General features: G+C 41.1%; 14 protein-coding genes. 2 read left to right on the top strand and 12 right to left on the bottom strand.

Annotated features, from left to right (window positions below):
* Positions 1 to 36 precede the first annotated feature (36 nt).
* The 3 genes from parC to parE form a co-directional block, all read right to left on the bottom strand.
* Positions 37 to 2,517 carry a DNA topoisomerase IV subunit A gene (gene parC, locus HMPREF2991_RS09900; protein ID WP_083303862.1) on the bottom strand — a complete coding sequence of 827 codons (2,481 nt, stop codon included), beginning with the start codon at positions 2,515 to 2,517 and terminating at the stop codon, positions 37 to 39.
* 1,572 nt (positions 2,518 to 4,089) lie between these two features.
* A complete protein-coding gene (locus HMPREF2991_RS09910) occupies positions 4,090 to 4,632 on the bottom strand; it encodes a hypothetical protein (RefSeq protein WP_255778878.1) in 543 nt (180 codons plus the stop codon).
* A 507-nt stretch (positions 4,633 to 5,139) separates the two neighbouring features.
* Entirely contained in the window at positions 5,140 to 7,083 is a 1,944-nt protein-coding gene (parE, locus tag HMPREF2991_RS09920) for a DNA topoisomerase IV subunit B (protein ID WP_070567562.1), read from the bottom strand.
* Positions 7,084 to 7,218: 135 nt separating this feature from the next.
* On the opposite strand from parE, the gene plsY reads away from it, so the two are divergent.
* Positions 7,219 to 7,860 carry a glycerol-3-phosphate 1-O-acyltransferase PlsY gene (gene plsY, locus HMPREF2991_RS09925; protein WP_008277663.1) on the top strand — a complete coding sequence of 214 codons (642 nt, stop codon included), beginning with the start codon at positions 7,219 to 7,221 and terminating at the stop codon, positions 7,858 to 7,860.
* A 34-nt stretch (positions 7,861 to 7,894) separates the two neighbouring features.
* Here plsY and HMPREF2991_RS09930 read toward each other — a convergent pair whose 3' ends face one another.
* The 9 genes from HMPREF2991_RS09930 to HMPREF2991_RS09970 form a co-directional block, all read right to left on the bottom strand.
* The gene (locus tag HMPREF2991_RS09930) at positions 7,895 to 8,851 is read right to left on the bottom strand and encodes an ABC transporter permease (protein ID WP_000029131.1); all 957 of its coding nucleotides are present in this window, start codon (positions 8,849 to 8,851) and stop codon (positions 7,895 to 7,897) included.
* 2 nt (positions 8,852 to 8,853) lie between these two features.
* Positions 8,854 to 9,912: an ABC transporter permease gene (locus HMPREF2991_RS09935; RefSeq protein ID WP_000038681.1), complete on the bottom strand. Its 1,059-nt coding sequence runs from the start codon at positions 9,910 to 9,912 to the stop codon at positions 8,854 to 8,856.
* Positions 9,905 to 11,440, bottom strand: a complete 1,536-nt coding sequence (locus HMPREF2991_RS09940) for an ABC transporter ATP-binding protein (protein WP_000929838.1) — start codon at positions 11,438 to 11,440, stop codon at positions 9,905 to 9,907. The genes HMPREF2991_RS09935 and HMPREF2991_RS09940 overlap by 8 nt, the downstream gene beginning before the upstream one ends.
* Positions 11,441 to 11,576: 136 nt before the next feature.
* Positions 11,577 to 12,632 carry a BMP family lipoprotein gene (locus tag HMPREF2991_RS09945; RefSeq protein ID WP_001036150.1) on the bottom strand — a complete coding sequence of 352 codons (1,056 nt, stop codon included), beginning with the start codon at positions 12,630 to 12,632 and terminating at the stop codon, positions 11,577 to 11,579.
* Between the two features lie 89 nt (positions 12,633 to 12,721).
* Complete coding sequence (locus HMPREF2991_RS09950; protein ID WP_000246113.1) at positions 12,722 to 13,111, bottom strand: cytidine deaminase; 390 nt, start codon at positions 13,109 to 13,111, stop codon at positions 12,722 to 12,724.
* The gene (gene deoC / locus HMPREF2991_RS09955) at positions 13,098 to 13,760 is read right to left on the bottom strand and encodes a deoxyribose-phosphate aldolase (protein ID WP_000773693.1); all 663 of its coding nucleotides are present in this window, start codon (positions 13,758 to 13,760) and stop codon (positions 13,098 to 13,100) included. Before deoC ends, HMPREF2991_RS09950 begins: the two co-directional genes overlap by 14 nt.
* Positions 13,761 to 13,779: 19 nt before the next feature.
* The gene (locus tag HMPREF2991_RS09960) at positions 13,780 to 15,057 is read right to left on the bottom strand and encodes a pyrimidine-nucleoside phosphorylase (protein WP_001202940.1); all 1,278 of its coding nucleotides are present in this window, start codon (positions 15,055 to 15,057) and stop codon (positions 13,780 to 13,782) included.
* A complete protein-coding gene (locus tag HMPREF2991_RS09965; protein WP_080978836.1) occupies positions 15,054 to 15,644 on the bottom strand; it encodes a class I SAM-dependent methyltransferase in 591 nt (196 codons plus the stop codon). Before HMPREF2991_RS09965 ends, HMPREF2991_RS09960 begins: the two co-directional genes overlap by 4 nt.
* Positions 15,645 to 15,845: 201 nt before the next feature.
* Positions 15,846 to 16,250, bottom strand: coding sequence for a hypothetical protein (locus HMPREF2991_RS09970; RefSeq protein ID WP_070567564.1), 405 nt, complete (start codon positions 16,248 to 16,250; stop codon positions 15,846 to 15,848).
* A 201-nt stretch (positions 16,251 to 16,451) separates the two neighbouring features.
* Between HMPREF2991_RS09970 and coaA the strand changes: the two genes are divergently transcribed.
* Positions 16,452 to 17,372, top strand: coding sequence for a type I pantothenate kinase (gene coaA / locus HMPREF2991_RS09975; RefSeq protein WP_061420797.1), 921 nt, complete (start codon positions 16,452 to 16,454; stop codon positions 17,370 to 17,372).
* The last annotated feature ends 46 nt before the right edge of the window (positions 17,373 to 17,418 follow it).

A 17,418-nucleotide genomic window follows, 5' to 3' on the forward strand; every position in this document is an offset into this window, starting at 1 on the left:
AACACAAAAGAAATCAGCCCTCTGGACTGATTCTTTTTACGAACTCGCTTTATCCTCTTTAAAGACTTCTTTGAGGTAAGCATCGAAAACTTCTTCATCTGAAATCGTGTCTGAAATAAAGCTTCCATTGCTAGTACGTTCTGACAAGTTGAGGTCTTGCAATCGACTCTCATAGATCGTCCCCTTGTTAGATTGAACAAGTAACGTTTGGTCGTTTTCTTCTACTTCTGTACTAAAAAGATCACCAACGAAACCTTGCTCTGCAACTGCTCCAGCCAAGAAGACACGATGCGGTTTGTTTTTTAACTCACGCAAGACTTGAAGTCCTCGTTTGGCACGGCTGGTCGCTGGAATTTCCTCAATGGAAACGCGTTTCAAGCTTCCACGTTGGGTCAAGAGATAGAAGGATGAGGTGTTACAGATAAAGGCAGCCTGAAGCGAATCATCTGCTTTCAGGTTCATAGCCTTGACACCTGCAGCCTTGGCACCAACAACCGGAACCTCTTCGATATTGAAACGAAGGGCATAGCCGTTTTGACTAATCAAAAGAACATCATCTAGTTTAATCGGAGCCACTGCTACAATTTGGTCTGTCTCGTCTTTGAGCTTAGCATACTTGACAGACTTCGACTTGTAGGTCCGCCATGGAGAGAATTCTTTGCGTTCTACGCGTTTGATTTGACCAAGGCGAGTTGCTGCAAAGTAGGTTGTCGCATCATCAAACTGATCCACTACTTCTGCATAAAGGATTTCTTCGTTAGTTTCAAAGTTTGTAATCGTTTGGCTCAAGTGCTCTCCGATGTCCTTCCAGCGAATGTCTGCCAATTCATGGATTGGTCGATAAATGACATTCCCAAGAGTTGTAAACATCAAGAGGTGCTGGGTTGTCTTGGCAGTTTGCACAAAGATCAGACGATCATCATCACGTTTGCCGATTTCCTCTAGCGTAGAAGCTGCAAAGGAACGTGGGCTGGTACGCTTGATATAGCCTGCCTTAGTTACGCTGACATAGGTATCTTCCTCGGCAATCAAACTAGCTGTATCAATCTCGATTGCTTTCGCAGTATCTTCCAAAGTACTCAAACGTGGAGTCGCAAATTTCTTCTTAACCTCACGAAGCTCTTTTTTCATGAGATTGTACATAGTCCGTTCATCACCGATGATAGCCGCAAGCATGGCAATCTTTTCACGCAATTCTGCTTCTTCTTCCTGCAAGACAACCACGTCTGTATTGGTCAAACGGTAAAGTTGTAAGGTCACGATGGCTTCAGCCTGCTCCTCAGTAAACTCATAGCTGATCTTGAGGTTTTCCTTAGCGTCAGCCTTGTTTTCAGAAGCACGGATAAGGGCAATGACTTCGTCCAAAATCGAAATCACGCGAATCAAACCTTCAACGATATGCAGACGTTTCTCAGCCTTTTCCTTGTCAAAGCGGGAACGTGCCAAAATCACTTCACGACGGTGGGCGATATAGCTAGACAGGATTGGGACAATTCCAACTTGACGAGGAGTGAAATTATCAATCGCTACCATGTTAAAGTTGTAATTGATTTGTAAGTCGGTGTATTTGAAAAGATAGTTGAGAACAAGCTCGGTATTAGCGTCTTTCTTGAGTTCGATAGCAATGCGAAGACCGTCACGGTCAGACTCATCACGAACTTCGGCAATCCCCGCTACTTTGTTATTGACACGAACATCATCAATTTTCTTGACCAGATTGGCCTTATTGATTTCATAAGGAATCTCAGTGATAACGATTTGCTCCTTACCACCTTTTAGCTTTTCAATCTCCGTCTTAGAGCGAACAACCACGCGCCCTTTCCCAGTTTCATAGGCCTTCTTGATTTCATCACGCCCTTGGATGATAGCTCCTGTAGGGAAGTCTGGTCCAGGCAAGAATTCCATGAGCTTGTCCACCTTGGCTGTTGGGTGATCAATCATGTAAACCGTCGCATCAATGACCTCAGCCAAATTATGCGGTGGAATATCTGTGGCATAACCAGCCGAAATCCCAGTCGAACCATTGACCAAGAGGTTTGGAAAGGCTGCTGGCAAAACCGTCGGTTCTTTCTCGGTATCGTCAAAGTTCCAAGCAAAAGGAACTGTCTTTTTCTCGATATCCTGAAGAAGGTACCCAGCAATTTCAGACAAACGCGCCTCGGTATAACGCATTGCCGCCGGTGGATCTCCGTCCATAGAACCGTTATTACCGTGCATTTCAACTAGAATCTCACGATTTTTCCAGTCCTGAGACATACGAACCATGGCATCATAGATAGAAGAATCCCCGTGTGGGTGAAAATTTCCCATGATGTTCCCGACAGACTTGGCCGACTTGCGGTAGCTCTTGTCAAAGGTATTGCCATCCTTATTCATAGAATAAAGAATACGACGCTGAACCGGCTTCAATCCATCACGAATGTCTGGCAAAGCCCGGTCTTGAATAATGTACTTGGAGTAGCGACCAAAGCGCTCTCCCATGATGTCCTCAAGGGACATGTTTTGAATGTTAGACATAGGATACTAAGCCCGTAAAATGCAAAGTGAAAATAGGAAATTATTGCAGTGAGCGATGCTCACAAGAGAATTTATCTTTTTCACACAGCATTTAGGGCGTGTTCAACTCCTTTCAAAGAATGTAGAGTGGTTTTTACATTAAAATTGGTATTAAGAAAAATATTTTTAGATACTATTTAAGTCATTCACAAACACTTATTTAGATTAAGCAAAGGCAACTATTTCCTATGGATTATTCTTTCTTCTTTGAAGTGTGTACAAATATTGACAAGGTAAATAAGAAACTATAGCAGTTGATATCAGCAAGATATTAAACATAAACTTTTGCCCTCGAAATAGCTCCTCCCAATGCATTGTATTAAGATAATGAAAAATTAAACCGAATAAATAACAGAAACTTATAGGGAGACTCTCCACTTGATTGATTTGTATAAATAATATAAGCGTATTGAGTGATAGAGTGTGGAAGAAATAAGCATAGGTAAACAAAAAGAAATTAGAAAGAAAGAAAATCTTAAAGCATCATCAAAAAGCTCTGTACGATTTATTGAAATAAGCCAAATATTACACATCGTTATAATAATCGGGAAAAATAATCCATACACCCTTTTATGTAACTTATTTCTTTTGATAGCTAGAAATATAGAGGACACCAATACTAAAATTTGTACTCCTGGGAATCCCATAAAAAATGTAGCAAATACATGATCTAACATACTAGTTCAACCTCTCCTTAGCATACTGAATCATCTTCTATGTTGTCTGCATATATCTTTTATAGAGTCATTTTTCATAGCCGTCTTGCTCCTCTTGTTTTTGGATGCCTCGTATTCTTTTCTTCTCAAGTTCCCCTACAATGAATTGGATAGTTGAACAAATCCCCAAAACAATTAAAATATAACAAATAGATATTATGTTACTTCTTTGGTAATTTTTTATGATTTCCCATACAACAAATATATTTACCAATGAAAGGAGAAAGATGAAGGTGGCATTGATCAGAAGTATTATAGCAAATGTTCTCCTAAAATGCATATAATGTTTTATACTCCTATAGAGGGTATATAATGAATATGCGATCATCAAAGGTGTGAAGCAACCTACATAATAAAAGATAAACCTTTGTCCAAAGTATGGGTAACCTTTATCTAATAGGCAAAAGCCAATAGTGAAGATGTTCAACATAAATAGGGACACTGCACGAGCGTTTTCTTTTTTCCCCAAGTTAGATATTAAATCACTTATAATTGCAAAAATTACTATGGTTATAACGGGAATAAAATACATAAATTCCCTAATCAAAGTAGATAACGTAAATTCCCTAAACATTACTGACCCCCCTTTAGTTCTATATATTATTTACATAACAAATATGATAATCATTTTTACTTGAACGATGCGACTTTCCTGTATGGTAAAAATAATATCCTTCAAATAGTATAAAGCGTCCTCTAAAGAAACAGACCTGAATGATATTTTCCGTCAGATTATTGAGGAGGAGATACTTGAGTTCTTATCAGCGTCAACTTTTAAGGTTTAACTATTCCAAAAATCATTTCAAGTATTTCCTGGTTAGTTCTCATCTATGTCACCCTCATCTGAAACATGATTAGTAAAAGGAGCATCTTCTTTCTTTTGTTGTTGTAGTTTTCGAACTCTTGTTCTTTCAAGCATCCAAAGTAGGAATTGAATTCCTGAAAAAAGGCCTTGCAAGAAAATAAATATATAGATTTCTTTAATCCCTCTAAATAATACTAAAATATTTACAATTGAGAGTAGAAATATAAGTGCAACGTTACATATTAGGATCCGGGCAAACTTACTAGGGAAATACTTGACGTGCTTGATACTCTTATAAAGACTAGTAATCGCATACGTTAAGCACAGAGGCGCATGAGCGTAGATGGAAAACACCCGTACAAATGCTCCTAAGTATGGTTCGTCTAAAGACGGATTGAACACTACAAACATTCCTATATTACAAGCCATAAATACTAGGGAACTTAAGGAGCTTGAATATTCTATTTTCTCTTTATTGGAGATTGCATCAAGAATTATCCCAGCAATAACAATGATTTCGAGAAAGAAAAATATCATTATTAAATAACTGTTCACTATTCACTCCCCCTTTGCTTACTGATTTCGTTTGGTGTAATGGAGATAGAGAGGAGGAAGATAGGAAACTAGAATCATCAAAATCATTACCAAGAATGTCAACAGATGAATCTGAACTAAATTTACCACATACCATCCCAGAATACCCACAGATAGGGGACCTAAAATATAGGATAGGAAAATCAAAAAAGCCTTCCACCGTTTCTCCGGATAGACATAACACAATCGAATAAGTGTGTAGACTAAAGCTCCTGCTATCAAAGGAAAACCAAATAAAATCATGACAAAGGATGCCACTAAAGAACCGGATTCTGACGAATCCATATTGAATAAAAGCATCAAGATCATAAACAAAGTAAATACAATCGGTGCATATAAACCTTGGAAACTTTTTTTTCGACTATTGATGTAGAATGCAAGAATAGCTGAGGGTAAAGAAACTAAGAAAATTAAACCCAAGTAACTTCCAAAAATCGAATGTCCTGAACTATTCATTATTCACACTCCTTAAAACACAGTCGCTTCTTCTAGCGTAAACTTAACATTATCCTCAATCCACTTACGGCGTGGCTCGACCTTATCTCCCATGAGGACATTAACACGGCGTTCAGCGCGTGCTAGGTCTTCAATCGTGACACGGATAAGAGTGCGGGTTTCTGGATTCATGGTTGTTTCCCAGAGTTGGTCCGCGTTCATCTCACCAAGTCCCTTGTAGCGTTGGAGAGTGGCTCCTTTGCCGAACTGCTTGCGAAGTTCTTCTAGTTCACCGTCCGTCCAAGCATAAGCTACTTCTTCTTTCTTGCCTTTACCTTTGGACATCTTGTAAAGAGGCGGAAGGGCGATATAGACATGTCCTGTCTCAACTAGCGGACGCATATAACGGTAGAAGAATGTTAAGAGAAGAGTCTGAATATGGGCACCATCTGTATCCGCATCGGTCATGATAATAATCTTGTCATAGTTGGCATCTTCAATAGAGAAGTCTGCTCCGACACCCGCTCCGATGGTATAAATCATGGTGTTGATTTCCTCATTTTTAAGGATATCCGCCATCTTGGCCTTGGCTGTATTAATGACCTTACCTCGAAGGGGCAAGATAGCCTGGAACTTACGGTCACGACCTTGCTTGGCAGAACCACCGGCAGAGTCCCCCTCGACTAGGTAGAGTTCATTCTTTGCAGGGTTTTTAGACTGGGCTGGAGTCAATTTTCCAGACAACAAGCCCTTGTCTTTCTTGTTTTTCTTACCATTTCGGCTCTCATCACGCGCTTTACGTGCCGCCTCGCGCGCATCACGAGCCTTGATAGCTTTGCGAATGAGATTGGAAGCCAGTTCCCCATTTTCCATAAGGAAGAAGGTCAACTTATCAGCCACAATCCCATCCACAACTGGACGAGCTAGTGGGCTTCCAAGTTTGTCCTTGGTCTGACCCTCAAACTGGAGGTGTTCTTCAGGCACCAGAATAGAAAGAACGGCTGCTAGTCCCTCGCGGTAGTCTGACCCTTCAAGATTTTTATCTTTTTCCTTGAGAAGTCCTGTCTTACGCGCGTAGTCATTCATGACCTTAGTAATGGCTGACTTGAGTCCTGTCTCGTGCGTCCCCCCATCCTTGGTGCGAACGTTATTGACAAAAGATAGAATGTTATCTGAAAATCCATCATTGTACTGGAGAGCTACTTCCACTTGGAAACCATTGTCTTCCCCTTCAAAGTATAGGACTGGCGTCAAGGTTTCCTTGTCTTCATTGAGGTAAGAAACAAAGTCCTGAACCCCGTTCTCATAATGGAACTCGATTTCTTCATCTGTTCGCTTATCTGTCAAAGACAAGGTGACATTTTTTAAGAGAAAGGCTGACTCATTGAGTCGTTCTGAAATGGTATTGTACTTGAAGTCAGTCGTAGAGAAAATCGTCGCATCAGGCATGAAAGTGACTTTGGTACCGGTCTTAGACTTGGGTGCTGTACCAATTTTCTTCAAGGTTGTGACGGGTTTCCCGCCATTTTCAAAACGTTGCTTGTAGACTGTACCGTCACGGATAATTTCAACTTCCAACCAACTTGAGAGTGCATTAACAACCGAAGAACCGACTCCGTGAAGACCTCCAGATGTCTTATAGCCACCTTGACCGAATTTCCCTCCAGCGTGGAGAATGGTAAAGATAACTTCAACAGTTGGAATTCCCATGGCGTGCATTCCCGTTGGCATCCCACGTCCGTGGTCTTGAACGGTTAGACTGCCGTCTTTATTGATGGTCACATCAATGCGGTCACCAAATCCAGATAAGGCTTCATCGACTGCATTATCCACAATTTCCCAGACTAGGTGATGGAGACCAACACCGTCAGTCGATCCAATATACATCCCCGGACGTTTACGAACCGCATCCAACCCTTCTAGCACCTGAATGGCGTCATCATTGTAGTTATTAATATTGATTTCCTTTTTTGACACAAGGAACCTCCTATTTGTTCATCTTTTCTATTTTACAGGTTTTCTAGGGATTTTGCAAAACTTTTCCCATTCAGCTGTCACAATTTCACAGGATATTCTCTGACTTTCCACAGCATTTCATGGTATAATAGGTCTATGATGACATTTGTATTATTAATTCTAGCTTATTTGCTTGGTTCGATTCCGTCTGGTCTCTGGATTGGACAAGTTTTCTTTCAAACAAATCTGCGTGAACACGGTTCTGGAAACACCGGAACGACCAATACTTTCCGTATTTTGGGTAAGAAAGCAGGGATGGCAACCTTTGTGATTGACTTCTTTAAAGGGACCTTGGCCACTCTACTTCCTATTTTTTTCCACCAACAAGGTGTATCACCACTTGTCTTTGGACTTTTAGCCGTGATTGGACATACCTTTCCTATCTTTGCAGGGTTTAAAGGGGGCAAGGCTGTCGCAACCAGTGCTGGAGTGATTTTCGGATTTGCGCCTGTTTTCTGTCTCTATCTAGCAATCGTATTCTTTGGAAGCCTCTATCTAGGTAGTATGATTTCACTGTCTAGCGTTACTGCTTCTATTGCAGCCGTTATTGGAGTTCTCCTATTTCCACTATTTGGATTTATCCTGAACAGCTATGACCCTCTCTTCATTTTGATTATCCTAGCACTTGCTAGCTTGATTATCATTCGTCACAAAGATAATATCACACGTATCAAAAATAAAACTGAAAATCTCGTCCCTTGGGGACTAAACTTGACACATCAAAATCCTAAAAAATAAAACGCCAGTTTGAAACTGGCGTTTTTTTGTATGCTTATTTTGACTTGATGTAGTTGATACCATCTGCCTTAGGCGCAACTGCTTTTCCAAAGAAGGCTGCCAAGACAAGAATGGTCAAGACATAAGGGGCGATTTGAAGGTAAACCGCTGGCACTCCTTGTAGGAAAGGTAATTGAGAACCGATAACTGCCAAACTTTGTGAAAGTCCAAAGAAAAGACTAGAAAGCATAGCACCAATTGGGTTCCATTTACCAAAGATCATTGCAGCAAGGGCGATAAATCCAGGACCGACAATAGTTGTCACTGAGAAGTTAACTGAAATGGATTGAGCATAAATCGCTCCCCCAATTCCCCCTAGGAAACCTGAAATAATAACCCCAAGATATCGCATCTTGTAGACATTGATCCCCAAGGTATCCGCTGCCTGAGGGTGTTCACCAACAGAGCGAAGTCGAAGACCAAAACGGGTCTTAAAGAGAATAAACCATGCAAGGAAAGAGAAGGCAATCGCGATATAACCTAGCAAACTTGTTGACTTGAAGAAGATATCTCCAATCACAGGGATATCAGCCAAAACTGGGAAATCAAAACGTCCAAAAGTCTGGCTTAAGTTATCCGTTTGTCCTTTGTTATAAAGAACTTTAACCAAGAAAACCGCTAGGGCAGGAGCCATCAAGTTCAATACTGTACCACTGACAACATGGTCCGCACGGAAATGAACTGTAGCGACTGCATGGATGAGGGAGAAAATAGCTCCCACGATACCAGCAACTAACAAGGAAATCCAAGGAGTCGCTGCTCCAAGTTGTTCTGCAAACTCAAGGTTAAAGACAACCCCAGAAAAGGCTCCCATAACCATAATTCCTTCAAGACCTACGTTAACGACACCACCACGTTCAGAGAAAACTCCCCCGATACTCGTAAAAATAAGTGGTGCTGAGTAAATCAGCATAGAAGAGACCAAGAGGGTGAGTAATGTTGTAATAGACATCCTTACTTACCTCCTTTAACTTGTTTTTTAGGTTTGACAAAGCGTTCAATAATGTAGTGAACGCTGACAAAGAAGATAATAGACGCTGTTACAATGCTGACAAGCTCAGACGGAACTTGCGCTGCGTTCATACCCGGTGCTCCTACTTGCAAAACTCCAAATAAGAAGGCCGCAAAGAGAATTCCAATTGGTGAATTTCCAGCAAGCAAACTAACTGCCATCCCGTTAAATCCGATAGCCAATGACGAACCTTGAACGTAAACGTTTTGGAAAGTTCCAAGACCTTCTACCGCTCCACCAAGACCAGCCAAAGCACCAGAGATAATCATTGATAGAATGATTGTACGTTTTGCTGAAATACCAGCGTACTCTGAAGCATGGGGATTGAGACCAACTGCGCGAATTTCAAAACCGAGAGTCGTTTTCTTGAGCAAGAACCAAATCACAGCTACAGCAATGATGGCAAAGAAGATTCCAATATTCATACGAGAATTTCCAGTCAACTCTGATAACCATGGTGTCTGGTAAGTAGCATTGGCACTAACACGAATCGTTGAGTCTGTACTTTGCATAATATCTTTCGGAAAGGCATGAATAAAGGCATTTCCCACATACAATACAATGTAGTTCATCATGATGGTCACGATAACCTCTGACGTACCGAGATAAGCTCTGAGGATACCTGGAATCGCACCAACAATTCCACCTGCGATCAAAGCAATGATCACTGTCAATGGAATCAAAACGAGACGAGGCATATCTGGATTTGACAAGGCAAACCAACCACTGAGAATCCAGCCTGCAAGTGCCTGACCAGGAAGTCCGACGTTAAAGAAACCTGCTCGACTGGCAACAGCGAAACCAAGACCTATCAAGACAAGAGGACCCATGGCACGGAAAATTTCTCCAATTCCACGGAGGCTACCAAAAGCTGTATAGAACAACTCCTCATAACCCCAGATAGCATCATATCCGAAGATCCACATGACAATGGCTCCGAGCAAGATTCCTAAGAATACGGAAATCAAGGGAACCGAAATTTGTTGTAATTTTTTAGACATCACTCTTCTCCTTTCCCAAGTTTCCACCTGCCATCAAGACACCAAGTTCTTGTTTGTTAGTTGTTTCTGGCGATACAATACCTTGAATCTTACCATCGTGAATAACAGCAATTCGGTCTGAGACATTTAAAATCTCATCCAATTCAAAGCTGACAACAAGGACAGCCTTCCCGTTATCACGTTCTTCAATCAAACGTTTGTGGATATATTCAATGGCACCGACATCCAAACCACGAGTTGGCTGGCTGACGATAAGGAGATCAGGATCTCGATCAATCTCACGAGCGATAATCGCTTTTTGTTGATTTCCTCCTGAAAGAGCTGCCGCTGGAACAAATTCGCTTGCCGCACGGACGTCAAATTCTTCCATCAATTTCTTGGCATGTGAAGTGATATTGGCATAGTTCAAGATGCCATTTTTGCTGAGTGGTTCTTTGTAGTAGGTTTGAAGAGCGATATTTTCTGAAATCATCATCTCCAAAATCAAGCCATCACGGTGACGATCTTCAGGAACGTGCCCCACGCTTAGTTCTGTAATTTGTCGAGGATGCATCCCCACGATTGATTTGCCTTTTAATTCAACGCTACCTGACTCAACCTTACGAAGACCAGTAATGGCTTGAATGAGTTCAGATTGACCATTGCCATCAATACCTGCAATACCGACAATTTCACCAGCACGAACATCCAAGGAGAGATTTTTTACTGCTGGTACACCGCGGTTTTCATTGACAACCAAGTCTTTGATAGACAAGACCACTTCTTTGGGTTGCGGTGCTTGTTTTTCCGTTTTAAAGGAGACTGAGCGTCCAACCATCATTTCTGCCAAGTCCGCATTTGTTGCGCCTGCAATTTCGACTGTCTGGATTGATTTCCCACGACGGATAACCGTCACTCGATTCGATACCGCACGAATCTCATCCAGTTTATGGGTAATCAAAATGATAGACTTCCCTTCTTTGACAAGGTTTTTCATGATTGCCATCAACTCATCAATCTCTGAAGGAGTCAATACGGCTGTAGGTTCGTCAAAGATAAGGATATCAGCACCACGATAGAGTGTTTTCAAGATTTCTACACGTTGTTGGGCACCAACGGAAATATCCGCCACCTTAGCAGCAGGATCTACTGCCAAACCATAACGTTCAGAAAGAGCCTTGATTTCTTTAGTAGCACCAGCTATATCTAGAACACCATTTTTAGTGACTTCACTTCCTAAAATGATATTCTCAGCTACTGTAAAAGCCTCAACCAACATGAAATGTTGGTGAACCATCCCAATTCCAAGACCAGCGGCTTTAGATGGTGAGTCTAGTTTTACAACCTGACCATTCACCACAATTTCACCACTCGTTGGTTCAAGAAGTCCTGCCAGCATATTCATCAGAGTGGATTTACCCGCTCCATTTTCTCCTAAAAGTGCATGGATTTCACCTTTTCGCAGTTGCAAGTTGATTTTGTCGTTTGCTACAAATTCACCAAACACCTTGGTAATATCCCGCATCTCAATGACATTTTCGTGTGCCATATGCTCTTCCTTTCAGAGGTTTATTTTATTTCAATAAAACCTGCTAATCACATTAACAAGCTCTATTGAGACAAAAGTTGCCTCAATTCTTAAAGAAGCGACCAATGGCCGCTTCCTAAGAAATGACTTTTATCCATTATTTTTCAGGAACTTTTACGCTTCCGTCAAGGATTTTAGCTTTTGCATCTTCAACAGCTTTTTTACCTTCTTCTGAAAGGTTTGTTACTGCTAGCTCAACCCCTTTATCTTTCAATGAGTAAACAATCACTTGTCCACCAGGGAATTCACCTTTTTCTGTTTTGTTGGCAATATCTTTTACAGTTGTACCAACTTGTTTCAATGTAGATACAAGAACAAAGTTAGATTCTTTACCATCTTTAGAAGTGTATTTACCTTCTGCTGCTTGGTCACGGTCTACACCGATAACCCAAACTTTTTCGTTTTCATTTTTGTTTTCGTTCAATGATTTTGCTTCAGCAAAGACACCAGCACCTGTACCACCAGCTGCTTGGTAGACAACGTCTGCACCGGCAGCATATTGAGCTGCTGCAATTGTTTTACCTTTGGCAGCATCACCAAATGAACCAGCGTAGTCAACTTGGACTTTGATAGATGGGTCGACTGACTCAACACCAGCTTTGAATCCAGCTGCAAAACGTGAAATAACTTCAGATTCGATACCACCTACAAAACCAACTTGTTTTGTTTTCGTAGTTTTCGCTGCTGCAACACCAGCAAGGTAAGCTGCTTCGTTATCCGCAAATCTTACGCTCGCAACATTCTTTTGACCTTCAATCACATCATCAATCAAGACATAGTTTAGGTCAGAGTGGTCTTTTGCTGCTTCCTCAACTGCATTGTGAAGGGCAAAACCAACACCGAAGATCAGGTTGTAACTTCCAGCCGCTTGTTGCAAGTTGTTAGCATAGTCTGCTTCGCTTGTTGATTGGAAGTAAGTGTAACCTTTATCTTTAGAAAGATTGTGTTCTTTACCCCAGTCTTGCAAACCTTCCCAAGCTGATTGGTTAAATGATTTATCATCAACACCACCAGTATCTGTTACGATTGCTGCTTTGGTCTTCATTTCTGATGAAGATGAAGCTGCGTTACGAGAAGAGCGGTTACCACATGCAGCAAGTCCAACTGCTGCTACTGCAACTAGACCAAGGCCTAGCCATTGTTTCTTGTTCATTACTGAACCTCCTAAATAAGATGTGCAACGATGTTGCAAGTATGGATTGGTTGGCCACAAGGACCGCATCACTCAGAGAGTGACTCAGACTAGTTTAAGTCTGTAAATGAGTATGGAAGTAACTCCCCGACCGTCATCTCGACCGTCGATTTATCTTTAGCGACTAAAGTCACTTTTAGATCTTGTTCAAAAAATTCAACCATGACCTGGCGGCAAGCACCACATGGCGAGATGGGTTTTTCAGTTTGTCCGTAGACAATCAATTCTGAAAACTCCCGTTGCCCCTCCGAAACTGCTTTAAAAATAGCAGTACGTTCTCCACAATTAGTCAAGGGATAACTAGCATTCTCGATGTTCACACCCGTATAAACACTACCATCCTTGGCTACTAAAACAGCACCTATGGGAAAATGAGAATAGGGGACATAGGCTTGTTTGCTGGTTTCAATTGCTAGTTCAATTAACTCAGTAGTCGCCATCTGCCAATTCTCCTTTTAAAATCGCTACACCAGCAGATGTTCCGATACGGGTAGCGCCTGCTTCCACAAAAGCGACAGCATCTGCATATGAACGAGCTCCACCAGCTGCCTTAACTCCCATATCTGGCCCGACTGTTTCACGCATCAACTGAACATCCTCAATAGTGGCACCACCAGTTGAAAATCCAGTTGATGTTTTGACAAAGTCAGCGCCTGCTTTCTGGGATAATTGGCAAGCCACAACCTTTTCATCGTCTGTCAACAAGCAAGCTTCAATAATGACCTTAACCAACTTGTCACCACTTGCTTCTACGACAGCACGGATGTCCGATTCAACCAAATCCAGATTGCCTGATTTGAGGGCACCAACATTGATAACCATATCAATCTCATCCGCACCGTTTTGGACAGCTTCTTTTGTTTCAAAAGCTTTCACAGCTGAAGTTGCTGCTCCCAAAGGAAAACCTACTACTGTACAAACTTTTACATCTGAGCCTTCGAGCCCTGTTTTCGCATGTTTCACCCATGTGGGATTGACACAAACGCAGGCAAAGTCATACTCACGCGCTTCAGATAGCAAACGATCAATTTGTTCTTGACTTGCATCTTGCTTTAAAAGCGTATGATCAATATATTTATTTAACTTCATATTCGGATTCTCCCTGGTTTTATGAGATAATTTCTATAATTTCTCGTAAACTTTGCACTCCATCATTTATTTTAACATATTTTTGAAATTCTGTAACTAGTTCAGAAGAAATTTTTCCATTTGTATAAACTTTTGCAACAATTTCCCCTTTTTGAACGGAGTCTCCAACCTTCTTCTCAAAAACAATCCCTGTTTCATAGTCCAAGTCATCAGACTTGACTGCACGACCAGCTCCTAGTCTCATGGCATAGAGGCCAAATTCCATTGCAGGAAGAGCTGAAATAACACCCGTATCTTGAGCTGGAATTTCCACCACATGGGCAACTTTGACGGGGCGATAGAGATCTTCTAAATCACCGCCTTGTGCTGCTACCATTTCTTCAAACTTAGCCAGTGCTTGGCCATTTTCCAGGTGTTGACGGATTTCCTCAATCGTTTTTTCAACATCAGCCAAGCCAAGCATAATCTGAGCTAGCTCGCAGATAAAGTGACTAATATCTTCTCGGCCATTTCCTTGGAGAATCTCGATTGCCTCAAGGATTTCGAGACGATTGCCAATGGCTCTTCCCAAGGGTTGGCTCATATCGGTAATGACTGCTACCGTCTTTCGACCAACTGCCTTACCAAGATCCACCATGGTTTGAGCCAATTCGCGCGCCTCATCAACCGTCTTCATGAAGGCACCCTCACCGACCGTTACGTCTAGCAAAATGGCATCCGCTCCTGCAGCAATTTTCTTGCTCATCACCGAACTCGCAATCAAAGGAATCGTGTCTACAGTTGCTGTCACATCTCGGAGGGCATAGAGAAGTTTGTCTGCTTTAACCAGCTGATCTGACTGCCCAATGACAGATACACCAATGTCCTGTACCTGACGAATGAAATCTTCTTGACTTCGTTCGACTTGATAGCCCTTAATGGACTCCAATTTATCAATCGTCCCACCAGTATGGCCAAGACCACGACCACTCATTTTAGCAACGGGCACTCCGAAACTTGCAACAAGGGGAGCCAAAATCAAGGTCACCTTATCACCTACACCACCAGTCGAATGCTTGTCAACCTTAACCCCCTCAATAGCTGACAAATCAAACTCCTGACCTGTCTTGACCATATTCATCGTCAGGTCAGAAATCTCACGTGTGGTCATTCCTTTAAAATAAACAGCCATAGCAAAAGCAGACATCTGATAGTCTGGAACAGTTCCAGCCACATAGCCTTCTACCAGCCATTTGATTTCATTTGAAGTCAGTTCTTGACCATCTCGTTTCTTTTGGATTAAATCAACTGCTCTCATTCTTTCACACTTCTAAGGATATAGTATCCCTTATCTTTCTTTACGATTTCACAATTTCCAAAAACGTCTTCCATCTTATTTCTAGCACTTGGAGCTCCTTGTTTTTTCTGAATGACGATGGTTAAATCTCCTCCGTCTTTCAAGAAATCTCTGCTCTTTTCGATAATCTCATGAACAACTTGCTTGCCCGCTCGAATCGGCGGATTGGAAATAACATGGTCAAACTTTCCTTCAACATGTTCATAGATATTGGATTGGAAAATCGTTGCTTCTACTTTATTACGCTCAGCATTTTGACGCGCTAAGTCTAGAGCGCGATTATTGATATCGACCATGGTTACCTGAGCTCCATAAGCCTTGGCTAACGACAAACCCAATGGCCCATAACCACAACCTACATCAAGGACCGTCTCTCCTTCATTTACCTCTAGACACTTGAGCAAGAGCTGACTCCCAAAGTCAACCATTTTCTTGCTAAAAACACCCGCATCCGTCAAAAAGGTCATGTTTTTTCCCAACAACTCCACTCTCAACTCATGAATGTCGTGTGCAGCATCAGGATTTTCTGCATAATACATTTTACTCATAAAACTATTTTACCATAATTTAGCTTGAATTGTAAATCGTTTACAAAGTGATGATCAAATGAAAAAGACTGAAGAATCCTAGTCAAAAAACCTTTTCTTCAATCTCTTTCAATTATTAGAAATACATTACAATCTATCGGGAACTACAAATTATCATAGTCAGGAAAAACAGATCGCCTGTAATCAAGCGCATTTTTATTACTATTTCTTAACCTTAAAATACTTTATTATCAACAAGATTCCCAATATGATGTTTAGATAAAAACCCAACTGATAAGTTTGTGTCAAGATTTCCAAACTTGTCCAAAGTCGTATCAAATCTTCTAGTGACATACGGAATAGATATCCTTCTGTAGCAATCCACAAAATCAAAAATAGATAACTACCAGCAGCAAGCCATTTCGTCCACTGCTTTTTTACTAGCCAAGCAATCAAGAGCGAACAGATAAAGACAACTGTTACAATAGCATGTTCCATCAAAAAAGTAAAACCGTAATAGATTTCCACAAAGCGTCTACCATTATCCGCATTGACTCCTTTTATAAAAGGTAAGGCAAAACTTAAAATAAAACAGAGTTCCAATATATAACGTTTTAAGATTTTCATGACACACCTCCTATAAGTTGTGAACCAAAAAGCCCACTTTCAATAACTGATAAGTCTTCAGAAACCATTCCCTATCTCATTATTAAATTATTCAACCTCCATCTACCTCTATTATACGATATTGACTTACTACCATCAAGAAACCGCTTTATCTTTTTAGCTTTTTATGGTATGATAAACAAAATATCTAGGGGAAAACAAATGACCAACGAATTTTTACATTTTGAAAAAATCAGTCGCCAGACTTGGCAATCATTGCATCGCAAAACAACCCCTCCCTTGACAGAGGAAGAGTTAGAATCCATCAAGAGTTTCAATGACCAGATTAGTCTACAGGACGTAACAGATGTCTATCTTCCCCTAGTTCATCTTATCCATATTTACAAGCGCACCAAGGATGATTTGGCCTTTTCAAAAGGAATTTTTCTCCAACGCGAAAGTAAATCTCAGCCTTTTATCATTGGGGTTTCTGGTAGTGTTGCTGTGGGAAAATCAACTACTAGTCGCTTACTTCAGATTCTTTTATCACGTACTCTCCCGGATGCTACTGTAGAATTGGTGACAACTGACGGTTTTCTCTATCCCAATCAAACCTTGATGGACCAAGATATCTTAAATCGCAAAGGTTTTCCTGAAAGTTATGATATGGAAACCTTGCTGAATTTTCTTGACCGCCTAAAGAATGGGCAAGATGTCGATATTCCTGTCTATTCTCATGAAGTGTATGACATCGTTCCTGGAGAGAAACAACGTGTCAAAGCTGCTGATTTTGTCATTGTCGAAGGCATCAATGTCTTTCAAAACCCTCAAAATGAGCGCCTTTACATTACTGATTTCTTTGATTTCTCCATCTATGTGGATGCTGCTGTCGAGGACATTGAAAGCTGGTATCTGGATCGTTTCTTAAAGCTGCTCAGCTTTGCCCAAAATGATTCCAACAGCTACTACCACCGTTTTACTCAAATGCCAATTGGAGAAGTTGAAGCCTTTGCTCACCAGGTTTGGACCAGCATTAATCTCACAAATCTACAAAACTATATCGAACCAACAAGGAATCGCGCCGAGGTCATTCTCCACAAGACTAAAAACCATGAAATCGATGAAATTTACCTAAAAAAATAATTTCCCCTTGTCAAAACCTAAGTTTTCATATATAATGGTATAGTTA

The sequence above is a fragment of the Streptococcus sp. HMSC072D07 genome, from assembly GCF_001814835.1.
In the GTDB taxonomy this organism is placed as follows: Bacteria; Bacillota; Bacilli; order Lactobacillales; family Streptococcaceae; genus Streptococcus.

Coding starts and splice junctions, on each gene's coding strand:
- parC (WP_083303862.1), bottom strand. CDS start 2,517: ATGTCTAACATTCAAAACATGTCCCTTGAGGACATCATGGGAGAGCGC.
- plsY (WP_008277663.1), top strand. CDS start 7,219: ATGATGACATTTGTATTATTAATTCTAGCTTATTTGCTTGGTTCGATT.
- HMPREF2991_RS09930 (WP_000029131.1), bottom strand. CDS start 8,851: ATGTCTATTACAACATTACTCACCCTCTTGGTCTCTTCTATGCTGATT.
- HMPREF2991_RS09935 (WP_000038681.1), bottom strand. CDS start 9,912: ATGTCTAAAAAATTACAACAAATTTCGGTTCCCTTGATTTCCGTATTC.
- HMPREF2991_RS09940 (WP_000929838.1), bottom strand. CDS start 11,440: ATGGCACACGAAAATGTCATTGAGATGCGGGATATTACCAAGGTGTTT.
- HMPREF2991_RS09945 (WP_001036150.1), bottom strand. CDS start 12,632: ATGAACAAGAAACAATGGCTAGGCCTTGGTCTAGTTGCAGTAGCAGCA.
- HMPREF2991_RS09950 (WP_000246113.1), bottom strand. CDS start 13,111: ATGGCGACTACTGAGTTAATTGAACTAGCAATTGAAACCAGCAAACAA.
- deoC (WP_000773693.1), bottom strand. CDS start 13,760: ATGAAGTTAAATAAATATATTGATCATACGCTTTTAAAGCAAGATGCA.
- HMPREF2991_RS09960 (WP_001202940.1), bottom strand. CDS start 15,057: ATGAGAGCAGTTGATTTAATCCAAAAGAAACGAGATGGTCAAGAACTG.
- HMPREF2991_RS09965 (WP_080978836.1), bottom strand. CDS start 15,644: ATGAGTAAAATGTATTATGCAGAAAATCCTGATGCTGCACACGACATT.
- HMPREF2991_RS09970 (WP_070567564.1), bottom strand. CDS start 16,250: ATGAAAATCTTAAAACGTTATATATTGGAACTCTGTTTTATTTTAAGT.
- coaA (WP_061420797.1), top strand. CDS start 16,452: ATGACCAACGAATTTTTACATTTTGAAAAAATCAGTCGCCAGACTTGG.